The 16,113-nt window shown below is 38.9% G+C and carries 21 protein-coding genes; 2 read left to right on the top strand and 19 right to left on the bottom strand.

What is annotated here, in order from left to right:
* Window positions 1-56: 56 nt before the first annotated feature.
* From DESMER_RS13590 to DESMER_RS13620, 7 genes are all read right to left on the bottom strand, one after another.
* Window positions 57-428, bottom strand: coding sequence for a NifB/NifX family molybdenum-iron cluster-binding protein (locus tag DESMER_RS13590; RefSeq protein WP_014903639.1), 372 nt, complete (start codon window positions 426-428; stop codon window positions 57-59).
* Window positions 429-514: 86 nt separating this feature from the next.
* On the bottom strand, window positions 515-967 hold the full coding sequence (locus DESMER_RS13595) for a DUF134 domain-containing protein (RefSeq protein ID WP_014903640.1): 453 nt from the start codon (window positions 965-967) through the stop codon (window positions 515-517).
* Window positions 968-1,317: 350 nt separating this feature from the next.
* Window positions 1,318-1,596: a metal-sensitive transcriptional regulator gene (locus DESMER_RS13600; protein WP_014903641.1), complete on the bottom strand. Its 279-nt coding sequence runs from the start codon at window positions 1,594-1,596 to the stop codon at window positions 1,318-1,320.
* A gap of 53 nt (window positions 1,597-1,649) precedes the next feature.
* Window positions 1,650-2,231, bottom strand: a complete 582-nt coding sequence (locus DESMER_RS13605) for a lytic transglycosylase domain-containing protein (protein ID WP_014903642.1) — start codon at window positions 2,229-2,231, stop codon at window positions 1,650-1,652.
* 70 nt (window positions 2,232-2,301) lie between these two features.
* Entirely contained in the window at window positions 2,302-2,910 is a 609-nt protein-coding gene (coaE, locus tag DESMER_RS13610; protein WP_014903643.1) for a dephospho-CoA kinase, read from the bottom strand.
* Window positions 2,911-2,920: 10 nt separating this feature from the next.
* Window positions 2,921-3,580, bottom strand: a complete 660-nt coding sequence (ytaF, locus tag DESMER_RS13615; protein WP_014903644.1) for a sporulation membrane protein YtaF — start codon at window positions 3,578-3,580, stop codon at window positions 2,921-2,923.
* 64 nt (window positions 3,581-3,644) lie between these two features.
* Complete coding sequence (locus tag DESMER_RS13620; protein WP_014903645.1) at window positions 3,645-5,489, bottom strand: ABC-F family ATP-binding cassette domain-containing protein; 1,845 nt, start codon at window positions 5,487-5,489, stop codon at window positions 3,645-3,647.
* Between the two features lie 321 nt (window positions 5,490-5,810).
* Between DESMER_RS13620 and DESMER_RS22605 the strand changes: the two genes are divergently transcribed.
* The gene (locus DESMER_RS22605) at window positions 5,811-7,229 is read left to right on the top strand and encodes an ATP-binding protein (protein ID WP_014903646.1); all 1,419 of its coding nucleotides are present in this window, start codon (window positions 5,811-5,813) and stop codon (window positions 7,227-7,229) included.
* A 9-nt stretch (window positions 7,230-7,238) separates the two neighbouring features.
* Here DESMER_RS22605 and DESMER_RS13630 read toward each other — a convergent pair whose 3' ends face one another.
* The 12 genes from DESMER_RS13630 to DESMER_RS13685 all read right to left on the bottom strand — a co-directional run bounded on the left by DESMER_RS13630 (window position 7,239) and on the right by DESMER_RS13685 (window position 15,174).
* Window positions 7,239-7,631 carry a ribosomal maturation YjgA family protein gene (locus DESMER_RS13630; protein ID WP_042333764.1) on the bottom strand — a complete coding sequence of 131 codons (393 nt, stop codon included), beginning with the start codon at window positions 7,629-7,631 and terminating at the stop codon, window positions 7,239-7,241.
* A gap of 37 nt (window positions 7,632-7,668) precedes the next feature.
* On the bottom strand, window positions 7,669-8,118 hold the full coding sequence (locus DESMER_RS13635) for a GNAT family N-acetyltransferase (RefSeq protein WP_014903648.1): 450 nt from the start codon (window positions 8,116-8,118) through the stop codon (window positions 7,669-7,671).
* 61 nt (window positions 8,119-8,179) lie between these two features.
* Window positions 8,180-9,055 carry a pentapeptide repeat-containing protein gene (locus tag DESMER_RS13640; protein ID WP_014903649.1) on the bottom strand — a complete coding sequence of 292 codons (876 nt, stop codon included), beginning with the start codon at window positions 9,053-9,055 and terminating at the stop codon, window positions 8,180-8,182.
* 51 nt (window positions 9,056-9,106) lie between these two features.
* Complete coding sequence (locus DESMER_RS13645; RefSeq protein ID WP_014903650.1) at window positions 9,107-9,940, bottom strand: VanW family protein; 834 nt, start codon at window positions 9,938-9,940, stop codon at window positions 9,107-9,109.
* 163 nt (window positions 9,941-10,103) lie between these two features.
* On the bottom strand, window positions 10,104-10,736 hold the full coding sequence (locus DESMER_RS13650; RefSeq protein ID WP_014903651.1) for a tRNA-uridine aminocarboxypropyltransferase: 633 nt from the start codon (window positions 10,734-10,736) through the stop codon (window positions 10,104-10,106).
* Window positions 10,737-10,802: 66 nt separating this feature from the next.
* Window positions 10,803-11,279, bottom strand: a complete 477-nt coding sequence (locus DESMER_RS13655; protein ID WP_014903652.1) for a GNAT family N-acetyltransferase — start codon at window positions 11,277-11,279, stop codon at window positions 10,803-10,805.
* A gap of 46 nt (window positions 11,280-11,325) precedes the next feature.
* A complete protein-coding gene (locus tag DESMER_RS13660) occupies window positions 11,326-11,571 on the bottom strand; it encodes a hypothetical protein (protein WP_014903653.1) in 246 nt (81 codons plus the stop codon).
* 314 nt (window positions 11,572-11,885) lie between these two features.
* Window positions 11,886-12,251, bottom strand: coding sequence for a DUF4180 domain-containing protein (locus DESMER_RS13665; protein ID WP_014903654.1), 366 nt, complete (start codon window positions 12,249-12,251; stop codon window positions 11,886-11,888).
* Window positions 12,252-12,343: 92 nt separating this feature from the next.
* Window positions 12,344-13,033 (bottom strand): aspartate/glutamate racemase family protein, encoded by a 690-nt coding sequence (locus DESMER_RS13670; protein WP_014903655.1) that lies wholly within the window; start codon window positions 13,031-13,033, stop codon window positions 12,344-12,346.
* Between the two features lie 28 nt (window positions 13,034-13,061).
* Window positions 13,062-13,682 carry a DUF2238 domain-containing protein gene (locus DESMER_RS13675; RefSeq protein WP_014903656.1) on the bottom strand — a complete coding sequence of 207 codons (621 nt, stop codon included), beginning with the start codon at window positions 13,680-13,682 and terminating at the stop codon, window positions 13,062-13,064.
* A 43-nt stretch (window positions 13,683-13,725) separates the two neighbouring features.
* The gene (locus tag DESMER_RS13680; protein WP_014903657.1) at window positions 13,726-14,322 is read right to left on the bottom strand and encodes a dienelactone hydrolase family protein; all 597 of its coding nucleotides are present in this window, start codon (window positions 14,320-14,322) and stop codon (window positions 13,726-13,728) included.
* 132 nt (window positions 14,323-14,454) lie between these two features.
* On the bottom strand, window positions 14,455-15,174 hold the full coding sequence (locus tag DESMER_RS13685; protein WP_014903658.1) for an AAA family ATPase: 720 nt from the start codon (window positions 15,172-15,174) through the stop codon (window positions 14,455-14,457).
* A 371-nt stretch (window positions 15,175-15,545) separates the two neighbouring features.
* Between DESMER_RS13685 and DESMER_RS13690 the strand changes: the two genes are divergently transcribed.
* Window positions 15,546-16,094 carry a flavin reductase family protein gene (locus DESMER_RS13690; RefSeq protein WP_014903659.1) on the top strand — a complete coding sequence of 183 codons (549 nt, stop codon included), beginning with the start codon at window positions 15,546-15,548 and terminating at the stop codon, window positions 16,092-16,094.
* Window positions 16,095-16,113: the final 19 nt, after the last annotated feature.

Here is a 16,113-nt window from a genome sequence, read left to right on the forward strand (position 1 = left end):
TGTCAAGGTTATCCTTTTATCGAGCTCTTATTCCTAGTATCGCCGTAAAAACTTCCTTAGTGATGGTGATGGTGGCCATCTCCATGATCATGTGCACAAACAGAACCCGTACTAACGATCTTACCTAATGCATATCGGTTTGCAACATCTGCAACTTTCCCGGACGCTCCAGAAACAACTTCAAGGCCTACAGCATTAAGACCATTAATCATACCTCCGCCAATACCACCGCATACTAGGGCTTCTACCCCTTTGCTTTTAAACATATTGGCGAGTCCTTCATGCTGATGTTGAAGACCCGTAGAACTTAGTAATTCTACAAAACGAGCTTCATTTCCCTCAATCTCAAAGACAGTAAATCCAGCAGCTCGTCCAAAATGTGGGTCTAGTTCATCACCATTTGTTGGAATTGCGATTTTTTTAGACATATTATACCCTCCATATCATTATAATGTATCTTTTTAATTAGTCTGAGGAAAAACAGAACTAAATGAATATATAGTTACATGTTTTGTTAACCTTCAGAGGAATTCCCACAACAGTCACCTTTGCTGTGCCCCAGTTTTACTTTTTTCATACTCCCGCATTTAGGGCAAGCAATTTCATAGCCATGTTTCCCACCAGTTGCACAAGGTTCTGCTTCCCATACATTTCCGCATCCAATACACTCAAACACACGATTTTTCATCAAATAGTGACCACCTCGAATAATTATAGGTCGCCCTTCAACTAATGCCGAAGCGATTTTCGACCTAGCCGCTCCTAAAATTCGCTGAAACGTAGCTCTGGAAACCCCCATAGACGCTGCACACTCGATTTGATCCAACCCCACCTTGTCTTTAAGACGAATGGCTTCTAATTCCTCTAAGTTAATATTTATTTCTTCTAAACAAGATTGTCCCAGAGGAATGAAAGTCTGGCAGACTAGTGCATCGTCGATTAGGCCACAACAACGTCGCCTTGGCATCAAATCAGCTCCTTTTGGGCATATGCTCAATTAAAGTATATCAAATTTCCTGAATAAAGCAATTAAATTCGGCTTTAAAATAAAATATTATAGAATTCATTGATTATTTTCTTATTTTCCTGCTAACCAATTATAAAAAATAACTTATTACTTTAGTTAATTTGAGGGTTGATGATATAGAAGGCTAAGCGAACTCGGTTTAGCTAAATCTGAACATCGAGGCTTCGGCGGAGAACTCTACCCTCACCAAAATAAGGAGCACCTACTTACAAGAAGTGAGAGTCTCGTAAATATTAAAACCCAAAAGCCGCCCCCCCTTAAGAAAGAGTGACGGCTAAAATCTGAAGGTTTCACTGGTTAAGTTTCATAAGGGTTTCGATAGCATTATTCAGAACCTCTTGCCGATCCTCTCCCGAGTCAATGGCATCTAATAGACAGGAACTGGCATAACGTTGAGCTATAATCACAGATGTTTTATGAACTGCTGAGCGAATGGCAACAAGTTGCAAAAGGATATCTTCACAACTTTTCTCTTCCTCTATCATGCGCTCTACACCTGAGATATGTCCTCGTACAGTCTTTAGACGAGTTAGAATTTTTTGGACTTCTTCCTGATCAACCTCTTTCAAAAAGATACATTCCTTTCACCTGTAAATGGATACCTATCTCAACGCTATCCAAGTTATGTATGATAAAGTTTAATGTATTTTTGATAACTTTTCAAGACGCGCTGCACATAATCACGGGTTTCTTTAAAGGGAATATCCTCCTGCCGGATATTATTCGGGTCAATTTGACCGGATTCAATCCATTCTTGAACATGCCCTCTTCCACCATTATAAGCTGCAATCACTAAAGTTTGATTGTTAGAAAACAACTTTTGCAGACTAGCCAGATACCATGTTCCATATTGAATATTCTTTTCCGGATCAAGTAGATACTCATTACTATAACCCTTATCTCCAACACTTTGGGCTATGGATTGAGCTGTACTGGGCATCAACTGCATTAGTCCTACTGCACCCTTATGAGATTCTGATTGAGGAAGAAACTTACTTTCCTCTCGGATCACAGCAAGAACCAATAAGGGATCAACTCCGTATTGGGAAGCATACTTTTCAATGATTATCCGGTGCGGGTATGGATAGATAATCTTCTGTAAATCTACCAAATGAAAAATGCTATAAACTGCTAAAATACATAGCATAATAACCAGGCTAATTTGCCGGCTATTGATCTTACGCTTCAAATTCTTTTTAGCCATCCCATCTCCTTCTCACAATTAAGAAAGGTATTTATCCTTAGTCTATTTTCTCAAAGTCGTCTATTATGTATTAATTAATCTCTAGCCTATCTAGTAATTCTTCCCATTTATTAGAGAGTTGACACACTGTTTGATCCTCGTCCCCAGAATTATCAATAACAACATCAGCTAGCTTGCACTTTTCAGCTAGTGACCCTTGGGAAGCAATTCGGGCTTCCACCTCACCCAGACTCAGCTTGTCCCTTGCCAGAACGCGAGAAATTTGAAGGCTGCGTGGTACCCAGACAACCCAAACTTCATCGACATACTTTTTAAATCCTGATTCAAAGAGCAGAGGTACATCCCAAACACATATCTTAACCCCTCTCTGCTCAAGCGAATCTCGGTCTTCATTCATACATTGCTTTACACGAGGGTGCACGATGCGCTCTAAGCGCTTTCGTGCATCATCATCCTTGAAAACCAGTTTTCCTAGAGTGATACGATCTATTTGTTGATTCTTATTCAAAATTTCCGGGCCAAATTCAGTGACTAATTTTGAAATCGTCAATGAGTCAGTTTGCAACAAACGGTGAACCGTTTGATCAGCATCGAGAACTGGTATCCCTTTATTTTTAAACCATTGGGCAACTGTAGATTTACCACTGCCAATTCCACCCGTCAGGCCAATGTTAAACATACTTCTCACCTCAGATCAATTTTCCCAATCCGATTAAGATTAAAACAACACCTGGCAAATATTCCGCCTTACTAGTCCAATACACGGGAATTTTCCCTGCCATTTGCTGACCTAGCCGCAGCATCATTATTTGGGTCAAGGCTACGACTCCAATAACTGACAAAGTCATTCCAGCCATAGCAGCTCCTATTCCACTTGCAAAGGCATCTATAGCTAGGGCACTTCCTAACAGTAAGCTTTCTTTTAAACTGATTACCCCAGAACCATCGACATCTGCAATATCTGGTGTCTTAAGAACTTGAATTACCAAACCGAATAATTGTAATTGAAACCTGAAAACCGGTTCTAAAACAACTTTAGGTTGAGCATAAGCCATAGCTGGCACTGCTTTCGGAAAGACTTCTTCGCTCCCATTCCTAATAGCTTTCCCTAATTGAAAAACTCCTAGCGCGAGTAAAATTACAGCCCCTAATAACTGTGCAGGTATCACCTCTAGCCATAAGCTTACCCAGCCACCGAAAAGCATTGAAGTGCCCATTGCTAAAACTGTACACATTGCAATAGCTAAAAGCGAGTTTACCGGTATTCGAATGCGGCGCAGCCCGTACGCCAACCCAACACCAAGACCATCCAGACTTAAAGCCACTGCCATAAGCATAGCTACTCCCATAATATGTATCCCTCCATCTTGCGACTTCAGGATAATATATGGATTCAAAGTCTATTTGGTGAAATCAATCATTTCCAGCAATCCATTCTTCTAAAGCACTATCTCTTCGTTGCTTTGCCGCCTCATAATCTTCATGCAGCTTCATAGCTAACTCATAATTGGTATTGGCCATTCCAAGCTCTTCTTCTAATATTTGAAGTTTTGTTTCTAACTCTTCGATTTCTAATTCGAGTTGCTTCATTCGCTTTTTTTCACGTGCTTGAAGGCGGCTCTCTTGTTGATCTTGCCCACTTGTCTTATTATTTCGATCCAGAGGAGCATCACAAAGTTCTTCTTGCTGTTGTTTATACTCTTTGAACCCGGTGTAATCTCCATCATAAATCAGCAGTCCGCGAGGGGTTAGTTCGGCAATTTTGTTGGCAACCTTATCTAAGAAGTAGCGATCATGGGAAACCATTAGTACTGTTCCCTCGTACTCTTGAAGAGCTTCTTCTAAAACCCCACGAGTTTCAACATCCAGGTGATTTGTCGGCTCATCCAGCAGGAGTAAGTTCCCTTGCTCTAAGAAAAGTTTACATAAGGCTAAACGGCTCTTTTCTCCTCCACTTAAGACAGATATAAGTTTAAACACATCATCTTTTCGGAACCCATATCTGGCTAGAAGACTTCTAATCTCCGGATCCTTTAAATCGGAGACCTTTCGGATCTCATCCATTATCGTACCGGAAGTTCCCAGATTTTCATGTTCCTGTGAGTAATAGGCAAGTTTCACATTTGCTCCTAAACGAATGGTTCCCTTAAAAGGAACCTGATCAAGAATGGCTTTGAGAATAGTCGTTTTTCCGATCCCATTTTTGCCCAACAACGCTACTCTATCTTCACGTCTCAGATCCAGTTGTACATTGGAAAAAAGAGTCCTGGTTGCGAAGGAAATCGATAGATCTTCTATTGCAAGTACCCGATTTCCGCTTCTTCCACCACTTCCCATGGAGATTGAAAGTCCATGATCTACCTTGCTGACCTGAATAGGCTTAAGTTTTTGCAGCTGACTTTCCCGGCCCCTGGCCTGCTTGGAGTTGACTCCAGCCTTATTTCTACGAACATATTCTTCAAGCTTTGCAATCTTTTTCGCTAAACGTTCTGCTTCTCGATCTATTGTCTTGGCCTCTATAGCTTTGAGTAATTCATACTCAGAGTAATTTCCGGGATAACTCTTCAATCCGCCGTTTTCCAGACACAAAACTCTCGAGACTGTTCTATCCAAAAAGTATCTGTCATGTGAAACAATCAGCAAGGCTCCGGAATAATCTCTCAAGTACCCTTCAAGCCATTCCATGGCAGCAATATCTAAATGATTGGTTGGCTCATCTAATATTAAAAGTTCAGGTGCTCGAAGCAAAAGCTTACATAGAGCTAACCGGGTTTTTTGTCCCCCGCTTAACATAGCAACCTGAGAATTCATTTCCTCTTCAAGGCCTAAGCCTGCTAATATTTTCCGAACTAAAGCTTCTAAAGCATAGCCTCCTTGGCGTTCAAAGGATTCAGTCAAAACAGCATACTGCTCCATTACTTTTTCACTCGGAGTGGTACCCATTTTTTCTTCTAACTCCCTCAGTTGTTCCTGCAGATATAGTAAATCTGCACGTTCCCGGATTACACAGTCAAAAACCTTACCTTCATCTTCCACAATAGGAGTCTGAGGCAGATAACCGTAGGAACCAAGGATTTGAACCTCTCCACATTCTAAGCGCATATCACCTATACAAGCCCGAATGAGAGTTGTTTTACCTGCTCCGTTCGGACCAACTAAGGCCGCCTTTTCTCCATTTTCCAGGGCAAAACTAATCCGCCGAAAAAGTGGCTCACCGGATATATCAACACCGCAATCGCGGCAAAATAAAACACTCATTTTTCTGCACCTGCTCTATTGATATTCGTTACAACATTAATTTAACTTAAGTCTGGGTTGCTATTAACGTGGTTTCCTCGTTAAGAAAATAAAGCACCTCAATATTTTGACAAACAAGCTCGTTATCGAAATTTACTATATCATAGACCTTCTTTTCTAACAAACTCAAAAACATCCTTCGAGAAAGGAAAATAAGAATAAACGAATATTATCTGTATGGAAATTTTTTGCTAGGTAGTATATTTTTTCCGCAAAATGCGACACCGTTTTCGAGTTTCAAGGATTATGATACAAGAAAGATAGTAGAAAAGAGTGATCTTAATGAAAATCGATAATTATCATTCCGAAAAATGCAAATTGGATGAACTATTATCGTCTCATTTTTTCAACTGTATTCCTGAAGCCTGCGTAATGCTTGATCCATGGTTCTATATTGTAAAAATGAATTCTCAAGCCGAGGAATTTTTTCTTTTACCCCAAGAGTATTTAATGAGCAAACCCTTTTGGGAAATAGCACCTCAATATATTAATACCAATATATTTCATGCAATGTATAAGATAAAAAATGATCGCCAAAATACTAGTCTCGAATTTTGCGGCTCTATTACAAACCGGTGGTTCGAAGCTAATCTATGTATGATCGATAAATATATCGTCGTGTTCTTTAAGAATATCACACATCACAAACATACTCAAAATGAGCTGTTAAGAGCACAAGAACGGCTTTCAGCGGTCTTTCACAACAGTCATGCCCTGATGGCAATTGTTAATCAAGATAATAACCAGTTTGTCAGTGTTAATGATAGTTTCGCAGATTTCTTTGGTTATTCAGCAAACGAAATAATTGGTAAAACTAAAGAAGATATCTTCGAAACTCTGAACAATCAATTTTTTCCTCCCCAAATACCTGAAGATTATGACAACAATTCTTTTAGTAAACTAATATCAGTTAAGAGTAAATCATCTGATTCTTCTAAACACATTATCATTACTTCAGAATTAATAAACATTAATGAAAAACCATGTCGTTTAGAAATAGGAATTGACATTACTGACAACCTACGATGTCAAAAAGAACTCCGCAGGCTCGAGCATCTAAACCTTCTTGGACAGATGTCAGCAAGCATTGCTCATGAAATTCGCAATCCTTTACAGACAGTTAAAGGCTTCTTGCAATTGCTTCAATTTAAGGAAGGAATCTCTCCTTATCAGACGCATTTCAATTTAATGATTGACGAGCTTAATCGAGCCAATCAAATAATAACTGAATTATTGTGTTTGTCTAGGACTAAGCCAACAAATCTTAAAATGCATACTATTAATGATATCATTAATAGTGTATTACCCCTCATTGAAGCTCAAGCACTAGCAGAAGACAAAATTATTATGGTTGAACAAATGCCTGTTAGCCCTACACTGCTTGATGAAGATGAAATCAAACAAGTTTTGTTAAATATCGTTAAGAACGCCTTAGAAGCTACAAAATCTAAAGGGTGTGTCAAGATTATCTCAGAGAGCAATCAAACCTCTGTTAAACTAATCATCTGTGACAATGGTCAGGGAATACCTCCAGAGCTGCAGGATAATATCGGAATGCCTTTCTTTACAACCAAACAAAATGGAACCGGACTGGGGCTTCCTATGTCACTAAGTATTCTTGAACGACATAACGCCAAGCTGGATTTTATAAGCGATAAAAACGGGACATCTTTCATCATCATTTTCCCCATAGTAGCGTAGTTAACTTGCTTAATTCAGCCTTCGCTCAATCAATAATCCAAAATCAATTCCTAGAGTATAGGAAATCAGATCACTCCACAAAAATCCGCGACCTAAAACTAAACCGCCAATACTAGTGTGTCTTAATGAATCAATCCACTGGGAATGGTATAGTTGACTAATCTCAACTGCATAGGAAAAGATGAGCGCACTGGCTGCAACCACTCTTGTTGATCTGGCTCTGAACAGAAGACCGAACAAGAAAAAAATCATCAATCCCCATAAGATATCCCCTAAATACAAATTAATCCAAAGTGGTAAAAGCGAAGAGAACCTTCGTGCGCTTAAACCACATATCATAACTATTGTCACTAGCATTAGATATTTAAATGCATTCCTCTTACCGTACAAAGTACACACCATATCCTCTCTAGAATTATTGGGTTTAAGTTAATAATACTCACTTCTTGTGCAAGCAGATTAATTGGGTGCTATTCCACCCTATGGCTTTGTAAAAATCCAACGCTAAGCTGTTATTCTTATCGGCCAATAACTGCAATCTTTTTGCTCCCTTTTCCATCGCCCAGCCTTCAATGGATGAAAGCAATTCTTTGCCGATGCCTATTCCCCTATATTCATTATCCACTACCAGATCTTCAATGAGAGCTACATACCCGCCCTCGGCAGTAGAGACTAATATCTGAGCAGTGCACATTCCAATTACTTGCGTATTGTTCTCGGCAACCATAATACAACCCTTGGAATCATCCCGCAGCATTATTTCAAGCCCCTTGCGTTGTTTAAATTCATCAATTTTGAAATCACTTTCTATTGAAAAAAGAATTTCGAGTAACCTAACGAGAGCGGAAATATCAGTACTTTCGGCTCTTCTAATTATAGAATTAGACATGAATAGTTACTGCCTCCCTTTTAAGACAAAAATTCGTAGGCTCTATACCTAACTTTCGTTTCTAGGCGTCCCATTGCCTTGGCCGGGTAAAGGATGATCGTATTTTCGTGAAATTATCTCCCTTTGTGGTGTTAATTTGTGCCTGGGTAAGAAAGAGGCTTTTTCTTAAATCCGCTCCTCTGAGGTTCGCATCTCGTAAGTCAGCCCCAATAAAATCAGTTCCAGTCAAGTCAGTTCCTCTGAGGTCTGCAGCGATAAGGTAAGCTCCTCTTAGATTTGCACCTCTAAGATTAAATTTTCTAAGGTCTGCTCCAATAAGATTAGCTCCCCTACGGAAGGACTTCTTTCGCCCTGAACTGGTCTCCTGCCCTAGACGAGCTTCAGCTCGAACAAGTTCACTAGTTTTAAGCAGTAAAGCGTTAACCTCTGCACGTTGTGCAGCTACATCTATTTTCAAAAGAGCTTCAGGACAAAGGCCAGTTACAAGTTCAGTCTTATTAAGCATAACTTGCAGTTCCTTATGGATAGTTCGGGTTGGTTCTAATGTCAAAGCTTCCGACAGATACCAGAGCAATTCATGGAGTTGTCGCATAATAAGGAATACCTCGAACATTTGCTTGGCAGATTCAGGGTTTTTCCGCCAGTCCAGTCCCGAAAAGCTTACTTGAGCTACTTTTTGCCCCGCACCAAAGCAATCAAAAGCCATGCAACCTTTCATTCCTTTTTCCCTCAGGCTTTGATGAATGGAACAGCGAAAATCTCGCTGCAGATTAATGCAAGGTTGACCCGCGTCCTTGTCATTGGGGAAGCCTTCTGAAGCAGCGAAGTATAGTGCAACACAACATAAACCGAAACATTTTTCACAATCGGCCAGCAGATTACTGTATGCTTTATCTGTTTGATGAGTTGATAAGGAATTTTCTTGGTTCCAAGACAATCTGTTCTTCCTCCATATTTTCAGCAATCCTTAATTCAAAGTTTCTAGCGATTAAATACTACCTGTTAACATAGGCTCGTACATCATTATGGCATGATTTTCAGTGATAAACTCGTCTCCTAGCTGATTATTATGGAGATCAAATATCTGGCGGCTTATAACATTGTGACGCATGTACCCACCCCACCATTCTTGGGTAATCAAGTGGTCACTTTCATAAACTTTATATTTATGGGATAGAGGTTGTTCACATCGCCATTGGCCTTCCAGATCTGATTCTCCGACATTTATTTGAAGTTGATAATAATTTGGGGTCACATTTTTTATTTGGAGATCTATATAATTATAAACAATGGTGGCTCCGCTTCCAAAGGGTTGAGTCCTGTTAGCATCCGGAAATACGTCATGAGTGTGGCGCCAGCGTTCCTTTACTTGTAAGGGGGTATGTAAGGTCATCCAATAGATAAGATTGGAAAGTTGGCATAGGCCCCCTCCAACTCCCGGTACAAAAGACCCGTTTTTTAGCACCATCCCTTCCGAGAACCCTTTTGCTTTCGTTGGTTTTCCTACCAAACGCCAAAGGGAAAATGTCTCTCCTGGTTTAAGAACTAACCCATTTATCTTCGACACAGCCAACTTCAAGTTCGTTACCTTGTTTTCCTGCAACCACCTATCAACATTTTTAAGCTGCCGATACAATGGCGTTTTATGATCTGCCACTTTAAAAGGGAAGGCAAGATTCTGGAATGTAGATGCATATTGGGTTGACCTAGAAAAATACCATTGGAAGTAACGACGCCATGTAAAGAAAAGCTTGCCAAGAAGCAACCGGTATTTAGAACGTGTCACCGGCCTATCAGACTGATATCTAAACTTGGTAGCCAAGGGCTTTTCACTCCTCCCATGCGTATAACATAGCTTAACTGTCAGTTTGCTAGTATGTCAATCTACCCAAAACTATATTTAGTCCATAATGAATCAAGTCACTATTAAACCCTTTGGAAAAAACTAGTTTCCGCTTTCTCGTTTAATTGAAGCCATGAGCAAATTAGTCTTTAGGCAAATGGGAGTTAGCACCTGCTTTATAGTGTTTAAGAAAAAGGTTAAAGTATTGCTCGACTATTCTTTGCTGTTCTGTCTCCCCAGTACTTTTTAGAATTTCCATTGCCGCTTCAATCGTGCAAAGTGTTTTTTGAAGCCTACCCCTTCGCAATGTGAATTCAGACTCATAATCCGGCTTGATAGAGATTTGGGGAATGCTTTTCAAATAATCGCACTTCCTAAAGATCTTTCTTGCTTCCTTCCAAGTACCATCAATTAGAATGAATGCGTTCATTTCTTCTTGAAGGTTGCTTAGAGTTTTACTCTCAGAATCCTCATGCTCAGACGGAAATAATAAATACGTTTTACCCTTAAAGTTAGTCATCTTTTCGATCAATTTTTGCGAGGGTTTGGTTCGTTCCCATAAGAATATTTCCGTTGAAAGTGGATTTATCAATTTAAGTAATCTTCCAGTACTTGATGGCCTGGAAAATTCCCTTTCACTCGTTAAAATCCAAAACTTGGCTCTTGAATTTATCGGAGTAACCATATCACATATGCAAGTCAAAGTCGGCAAACCACATTGATTACAACTATCATATAGTTTGGTAATTTGCTTTACTTTAAAAGCATTATCCATTGCTCGCATGACTCCTTAAACTGTCGTACTTAAGATTAATTAATATTCCAAAGTAAGGTTCATTTTCTATAAGTTTAAATACATAGCCTTACTTAATTCTCTAAAACCATTATTAGCATAAAATTGGGCGGCATTAGAATTAAAGGAATATACTTTTAGCTCAATTCTATCTACATCCTTATTCTTAGCCCATTCAAAGACTCTTCTTAAAAGGAGTGTCCCAATACCATGTTTTTGGTAACCTTCCCTGACAGCTATACCATCTATTTGTATCCATTCCCTCTTCTTAATAATTGGGAAATTAGATGACTTTTGTAAGTAACATTCTGCAAAACCAACAACTTTTGAATCTGCCTCAGCAACAAAAAGCCCTTTATTAGAATCATTAATGCTTTCCAGTAGGTACTCTTTTGCCTTTGCATAATCTTCAGGCAAAATAAAAAGTTCAGGATGATTTAGCCGGTGTTGTTCGTCAAGTTCAATGTATACCTCGCATAAACTTTCATAGTCCTTTATGACTGCATCTCTAATCTTTATTTCCAAATTTACTCCTCCGATTTGTGCCACTTGAAAAGTTACGAAATCCGTTTTATCGCTGACTATGGATTATCTGATTTGCTCTATGGACATCCTCTTTCCTAACAAAAATTTCATAGTTTGTACTGTTGGGCATAACGGAGTTTCCTATACCGCCAGAAGAGTTATTGGTTGTTTTCGTTTTTGCCTTTACCCCATTATTCAGCAGCCTTCCTCGTATGCCGGCATATTTATCAATATTGTTTGTGAGATAAACCGTTTCCCAACCAAAAAAATAATCTAAAATCCTCTTGAACATTTAAACCCACCTCCCCTTTTAAGCCCTCACCGCAATTTCAACCCTTTTGGTGATTGTCTTTAAAGGATCATAATAATACCCATGCCTTACCAATGCATTTCATGGATAAACCGTTATACTACACATGTTCTCGAATTCTATGGTAGCTTATTCAGGTCATTATACTATATTTTGGCATTTCATTACAGCTCAGTATATTATCAAATGGTGCATCGATGCACCATTTGCCCACTCTTTCCCGAGGGGGGGGGCATCATAAAAATGCACTGAACATTAACCGCTCAGTGCTTGTACTTGACATTTTCTTGTAACAATCATTGTTTACTCAACTTTTGAACAGCCTGTTCTTCATTGGGCAGGAAAAATATATCCTTTCCTTTATTACTCTCATAAATGAAATCTTTAAGGCTCTTGCTGGTATACACTGAAAAATCGCCGACAATTGCTATCTTCACATGATAATTAACAAACTTTTGCAATATTTCACCTGCAAGTTTAGTTTTTAAATCGAAAAACTCTTCACAGATTGCTGATTTATAAATGATTATATGATCACAACCTGTTTCGTACCTAATTGTTGCCATTAAATCTAATGCTGATTGAACATCTGTTATCAATATTTCGTTACAATCTACTACAGCAATTTCTATATTATTATCTTTCACTGTATTAATTTTCATACCTTACCTCCATTTGAACGACTGAACGTTCATTGTGCCTGTTTGCTCCAGCGACCATGCTAGGGGGCTAGGTTTAAGAATTTTAGAATAGATTATTCTATTGCTAAGTTTACCGCCCCTATGGCATGAAGCGAAGTTGTATCAAATAAGGGTACAGACGAGTCCACTGGTTTAACTAACAAACCAATTTCTGTACACCCTAAAATAATTCCCATCGCGCCTCTTTCTATTAAATCCTCAATGATTCTTTTATATTGGACTCTAGATTCTTCAATAATCTGTCCCAGACATAGCTCGTTATATATTACTTTATTTACTATTACCCTATCCGTTTCCATTGGAATCAATACTTTTATTCCCCTAGTCTCTAAGCGAGATTTATAGAAATCCTGTTCCATAGTATATCTTGTTCCCAATAAGCCAACTGTTTTAATCTCGTTAGATAAAACATGTTGTGCTGTAATGTCAGCAATGTGAAGTATTGGAATATTTATGCCCGCCTGGATCTCTTTAGCAACCTTATGCATCGTATTCGTACAAATGATGAGAAAATCAGACCCTGCCGACTCCAGACTTTGAGCAGCATCTATTAGAATCTGGGTAGCCTTTTCCCATTCTCCATTTCTTTGACAGTTCTCTATTTCCTCGAAGTCTACGCTGTAGAGAACGCATTTGGCCGAATGCAGACCTCCGAGCCTTTGCTTAACTTCTTCATTGATAATGCGATAATATTCGGATGACGATTCCCAGCTCATTCCTCCAATTAAACCGATTGTCTTCATTTTGAATTCCTCCAAATAATTATTGTTTTCACTGATTAATGAATTTTTTTAGGAACTTGTCATGGAGATTGCTCATAGATGCTAATGCCATTATTGCTCCTAAAAGTGCCATAAACATGTCCCATTGTGTATCCCAAACATCCCCTTGAGTACCTAAAAATGCATCGGCTGCGCTACCGGTGGCCTCTGCCACTCCCCATTCAATTAATTCATAGGATGCACTAATGGCAAGACAGATGCTAATTATAAGGAACGATAATAATTTACCTCTTTTTAATGCTGATTTCCGCACTAATATTTCTCTGACGATAATAGCGGGTATAAAACCCTGGGCAAAATGCCCCAGCCTATCATAATAATTCCTAGCAAGATGAAAAGCATCTCTTAGCCAATTAAATATCGGCATTTCTGCATATGTGTAGTGTCCACCAACTATTAGTATGATCGCGTGGACTAATATCAAAAAGTAAACTAAATTGGTCAATCTAAATCGGTTATAAGTTAAGGTTACTACACTTAACCCAATCAGTGCCGGAAAAACTTCTAAAAACCATGTAAATAAATCCTTTGGATTTATAACCGACCAAATGAGCACGGCAAAAAAAATCACTAATAAGCCCCTATGGAATGGTTCTAATCTATCGTTCATTTTAATCCTCCCCGAGATCATTATTGTTCTTTTTTACATGCTGTCATCGGCCTTTTAGACTATGTAAAAACCTACCAACCAAGTCCTGGGCAATTTTTTGAGATTGCTCATTATAATTTTTACTAAAAGGATCACTGAATCCATGTTTTCCATCCAATATATGTGTTCTAACAAAAGGCTTGGTTTTAAGAGCATTACTTAATTCTAAAACATCAAAGAATTTTTCTTCCTTTGCCCAAATTAATAATACTGGGCATTTTGGATTTATAAATTGATAGTCCCGTATTCTAGATCCGTAGTAACAAATCGCCCCATCAACTGTACTCTCTAAACCGCTACATAGCCATGCTGCCGTAGCCCCAACACTAAAGCCTAGTAAATATACCCGTTTATAATTGCTATGTGCCTTCTGCAATATTTTCTCAAATTCCTCTGTCATCGAATTGAATCCAATGTGATCAATAAAATACTGATAAGCTTCTCCCTCTCTACTATAACCAAAGAATTCTTTACCCTTAAAGAAATCGGGGCACAAAACATCATATCCAGACTCCAAATAGTGTTCGCATACCCATTTAATGTGGGGGTTAATACCATAGATCTCATGCAAAACAATTACTGCGTATTCTTTACGTTCCATAATATTTAATATCGCTCCAAGCTATCATACTTTCTAAAGTGCCATTTCAAAGAACGTTCCGAAGGTTTTCCACGCCGGAGTTACTTAAATTCATATCCTCTCCGATATCTCAAACTCTATTAAGGGTGAAGCCTATTCTTCAAATAGTTTTCGTAAATAACGATCTCTATTTTCCAAGAAGCCTTTGGTAATTTGATAATGTGAGGTATCTTCATAGGTTGTTTGAGAAACCGGTGAAGTATCAAAATCGAGAATCTGGGCAGCTGGGTAAGCCAAAATAATTGGAGAATGTGTTGCAATAATGAATTGGGACCGACCGCCTTCTACTAAATCCCTAATAATTCTCAACAAGGTGAGCTGACGAGCTGGGGAAAGAGCAGCCTCCGGTTCATCCAATAAATAGATTCCCTTTTTCCCAAACCTATTAGCGAATATCGACAAAAATGATTCTCCATGGGATTGTTTGTGGAGGGAGTTGCCACCATAGGGCTCATAAGCAGCTGGGCCGAGACTATCAATATGAGAGGCAAAGTTGTAGAGGCTTTCCGCTCTGAGAAAAAAGCCATTCGTGATTTTGGGTGCCCAGGAAAGCCTAATATAATCACCTAATGCAGATTCTGAGGACTGGACTTCATAATAGTTATTTCTACCTCCACCGGCTGTGTTGAAATCACATTTATAGGCAATGGCTTCAAGAAGTGTAGATTTCCCTGACCCATTCTCGCCTACGAAAAATGTCACACTGTTGTTAAACTCAATCTTTTCTAAACTCTTAAACGCAGGTATGGAAAACGGATAAACCTTGTGGCTTGGAATCCTTTCTTTAAGTAAGCTCAATCTTCGCAAGAACATTCTTAGTCTCTCCTATCTTTGCTGACCAGGGTCGTGAACTAACGTTCTCATAGTTTGCGACGGGGTTACTAAATTCAATATTATCTCCAATGTTGCTAATCCTCTGTATATGATATCGTATTCCTACCCTAATCACAGCAAACGATCCCTCTATCCTATGTAACTTAGAAATATGAATATAATGAAAAGCCGATTTCCCTAAATAAGGATGATCGGCTTGTCTGTCTTTATGCCATATTTATTTTGTCAAAAACTCAGGGGCGCACTTTAGCCATAGTATAATTCAGCAGAAAGAAAAAGTCTATTCTTTTCTTAGCATCTCTGATATTATTCTTCATGCAGCTGCAAAAGATATACTTGGAGGTAGGATCATGAAAAAAATAAAAATTGAGAATAGACCCTTTGGCCCTTTTCCAACAGTGCTTGTAGGTGCGGATGTAAATGGCAAGCCAAATTACGCCACTCTCGGGGCATATGGGGTTGTTAGTATGAAACCTGTTCTTTATATCTCATTGAAAAGCACTCACCATACAACAGCGGGTGTCAAGGAAAATGGATACTTCAGTGTTAATATCCCTTCTGCAGATTTAGTTCAGAAGACAGATTATTGCGGTATCGTATCCGGGAAAACAACAAATAAGTCGAATGTTTTCACTTCATTTTATGATGACATTGGCAAAGCGCCCATGATTAGCGAATGCCCTATCAATTATCTGTGTAAAGTCATTCAAACTATACCCATCTTTGATTTTGAGATGTTTTTAGGAGAAATAGTTGCGGTTTACGCCAATGAACAATGTCTTAGCGACGGCAAGCCTGACCCGATTAAGGTCGATCCAATAATTATGATGGATCTCAATTACTGTAATCTTAACCAAGTGGTAGGCACTCCATTTGTAATAGGCCGAAGTGAAATGTAACAAAGGTGGTTACGATAGA

This window comes from Desulfosporosinus meridiei DSM 13257, from assembly GCF_000231385.2.
Classification (GTDB): domain Bacteria; phylum Bacillota; class Desulfitobacteriia; order Desulfitobacteriales; family Desulfitobacteriaceae; genus Desulfosporosinus; species Desulfosporosinus meridiei.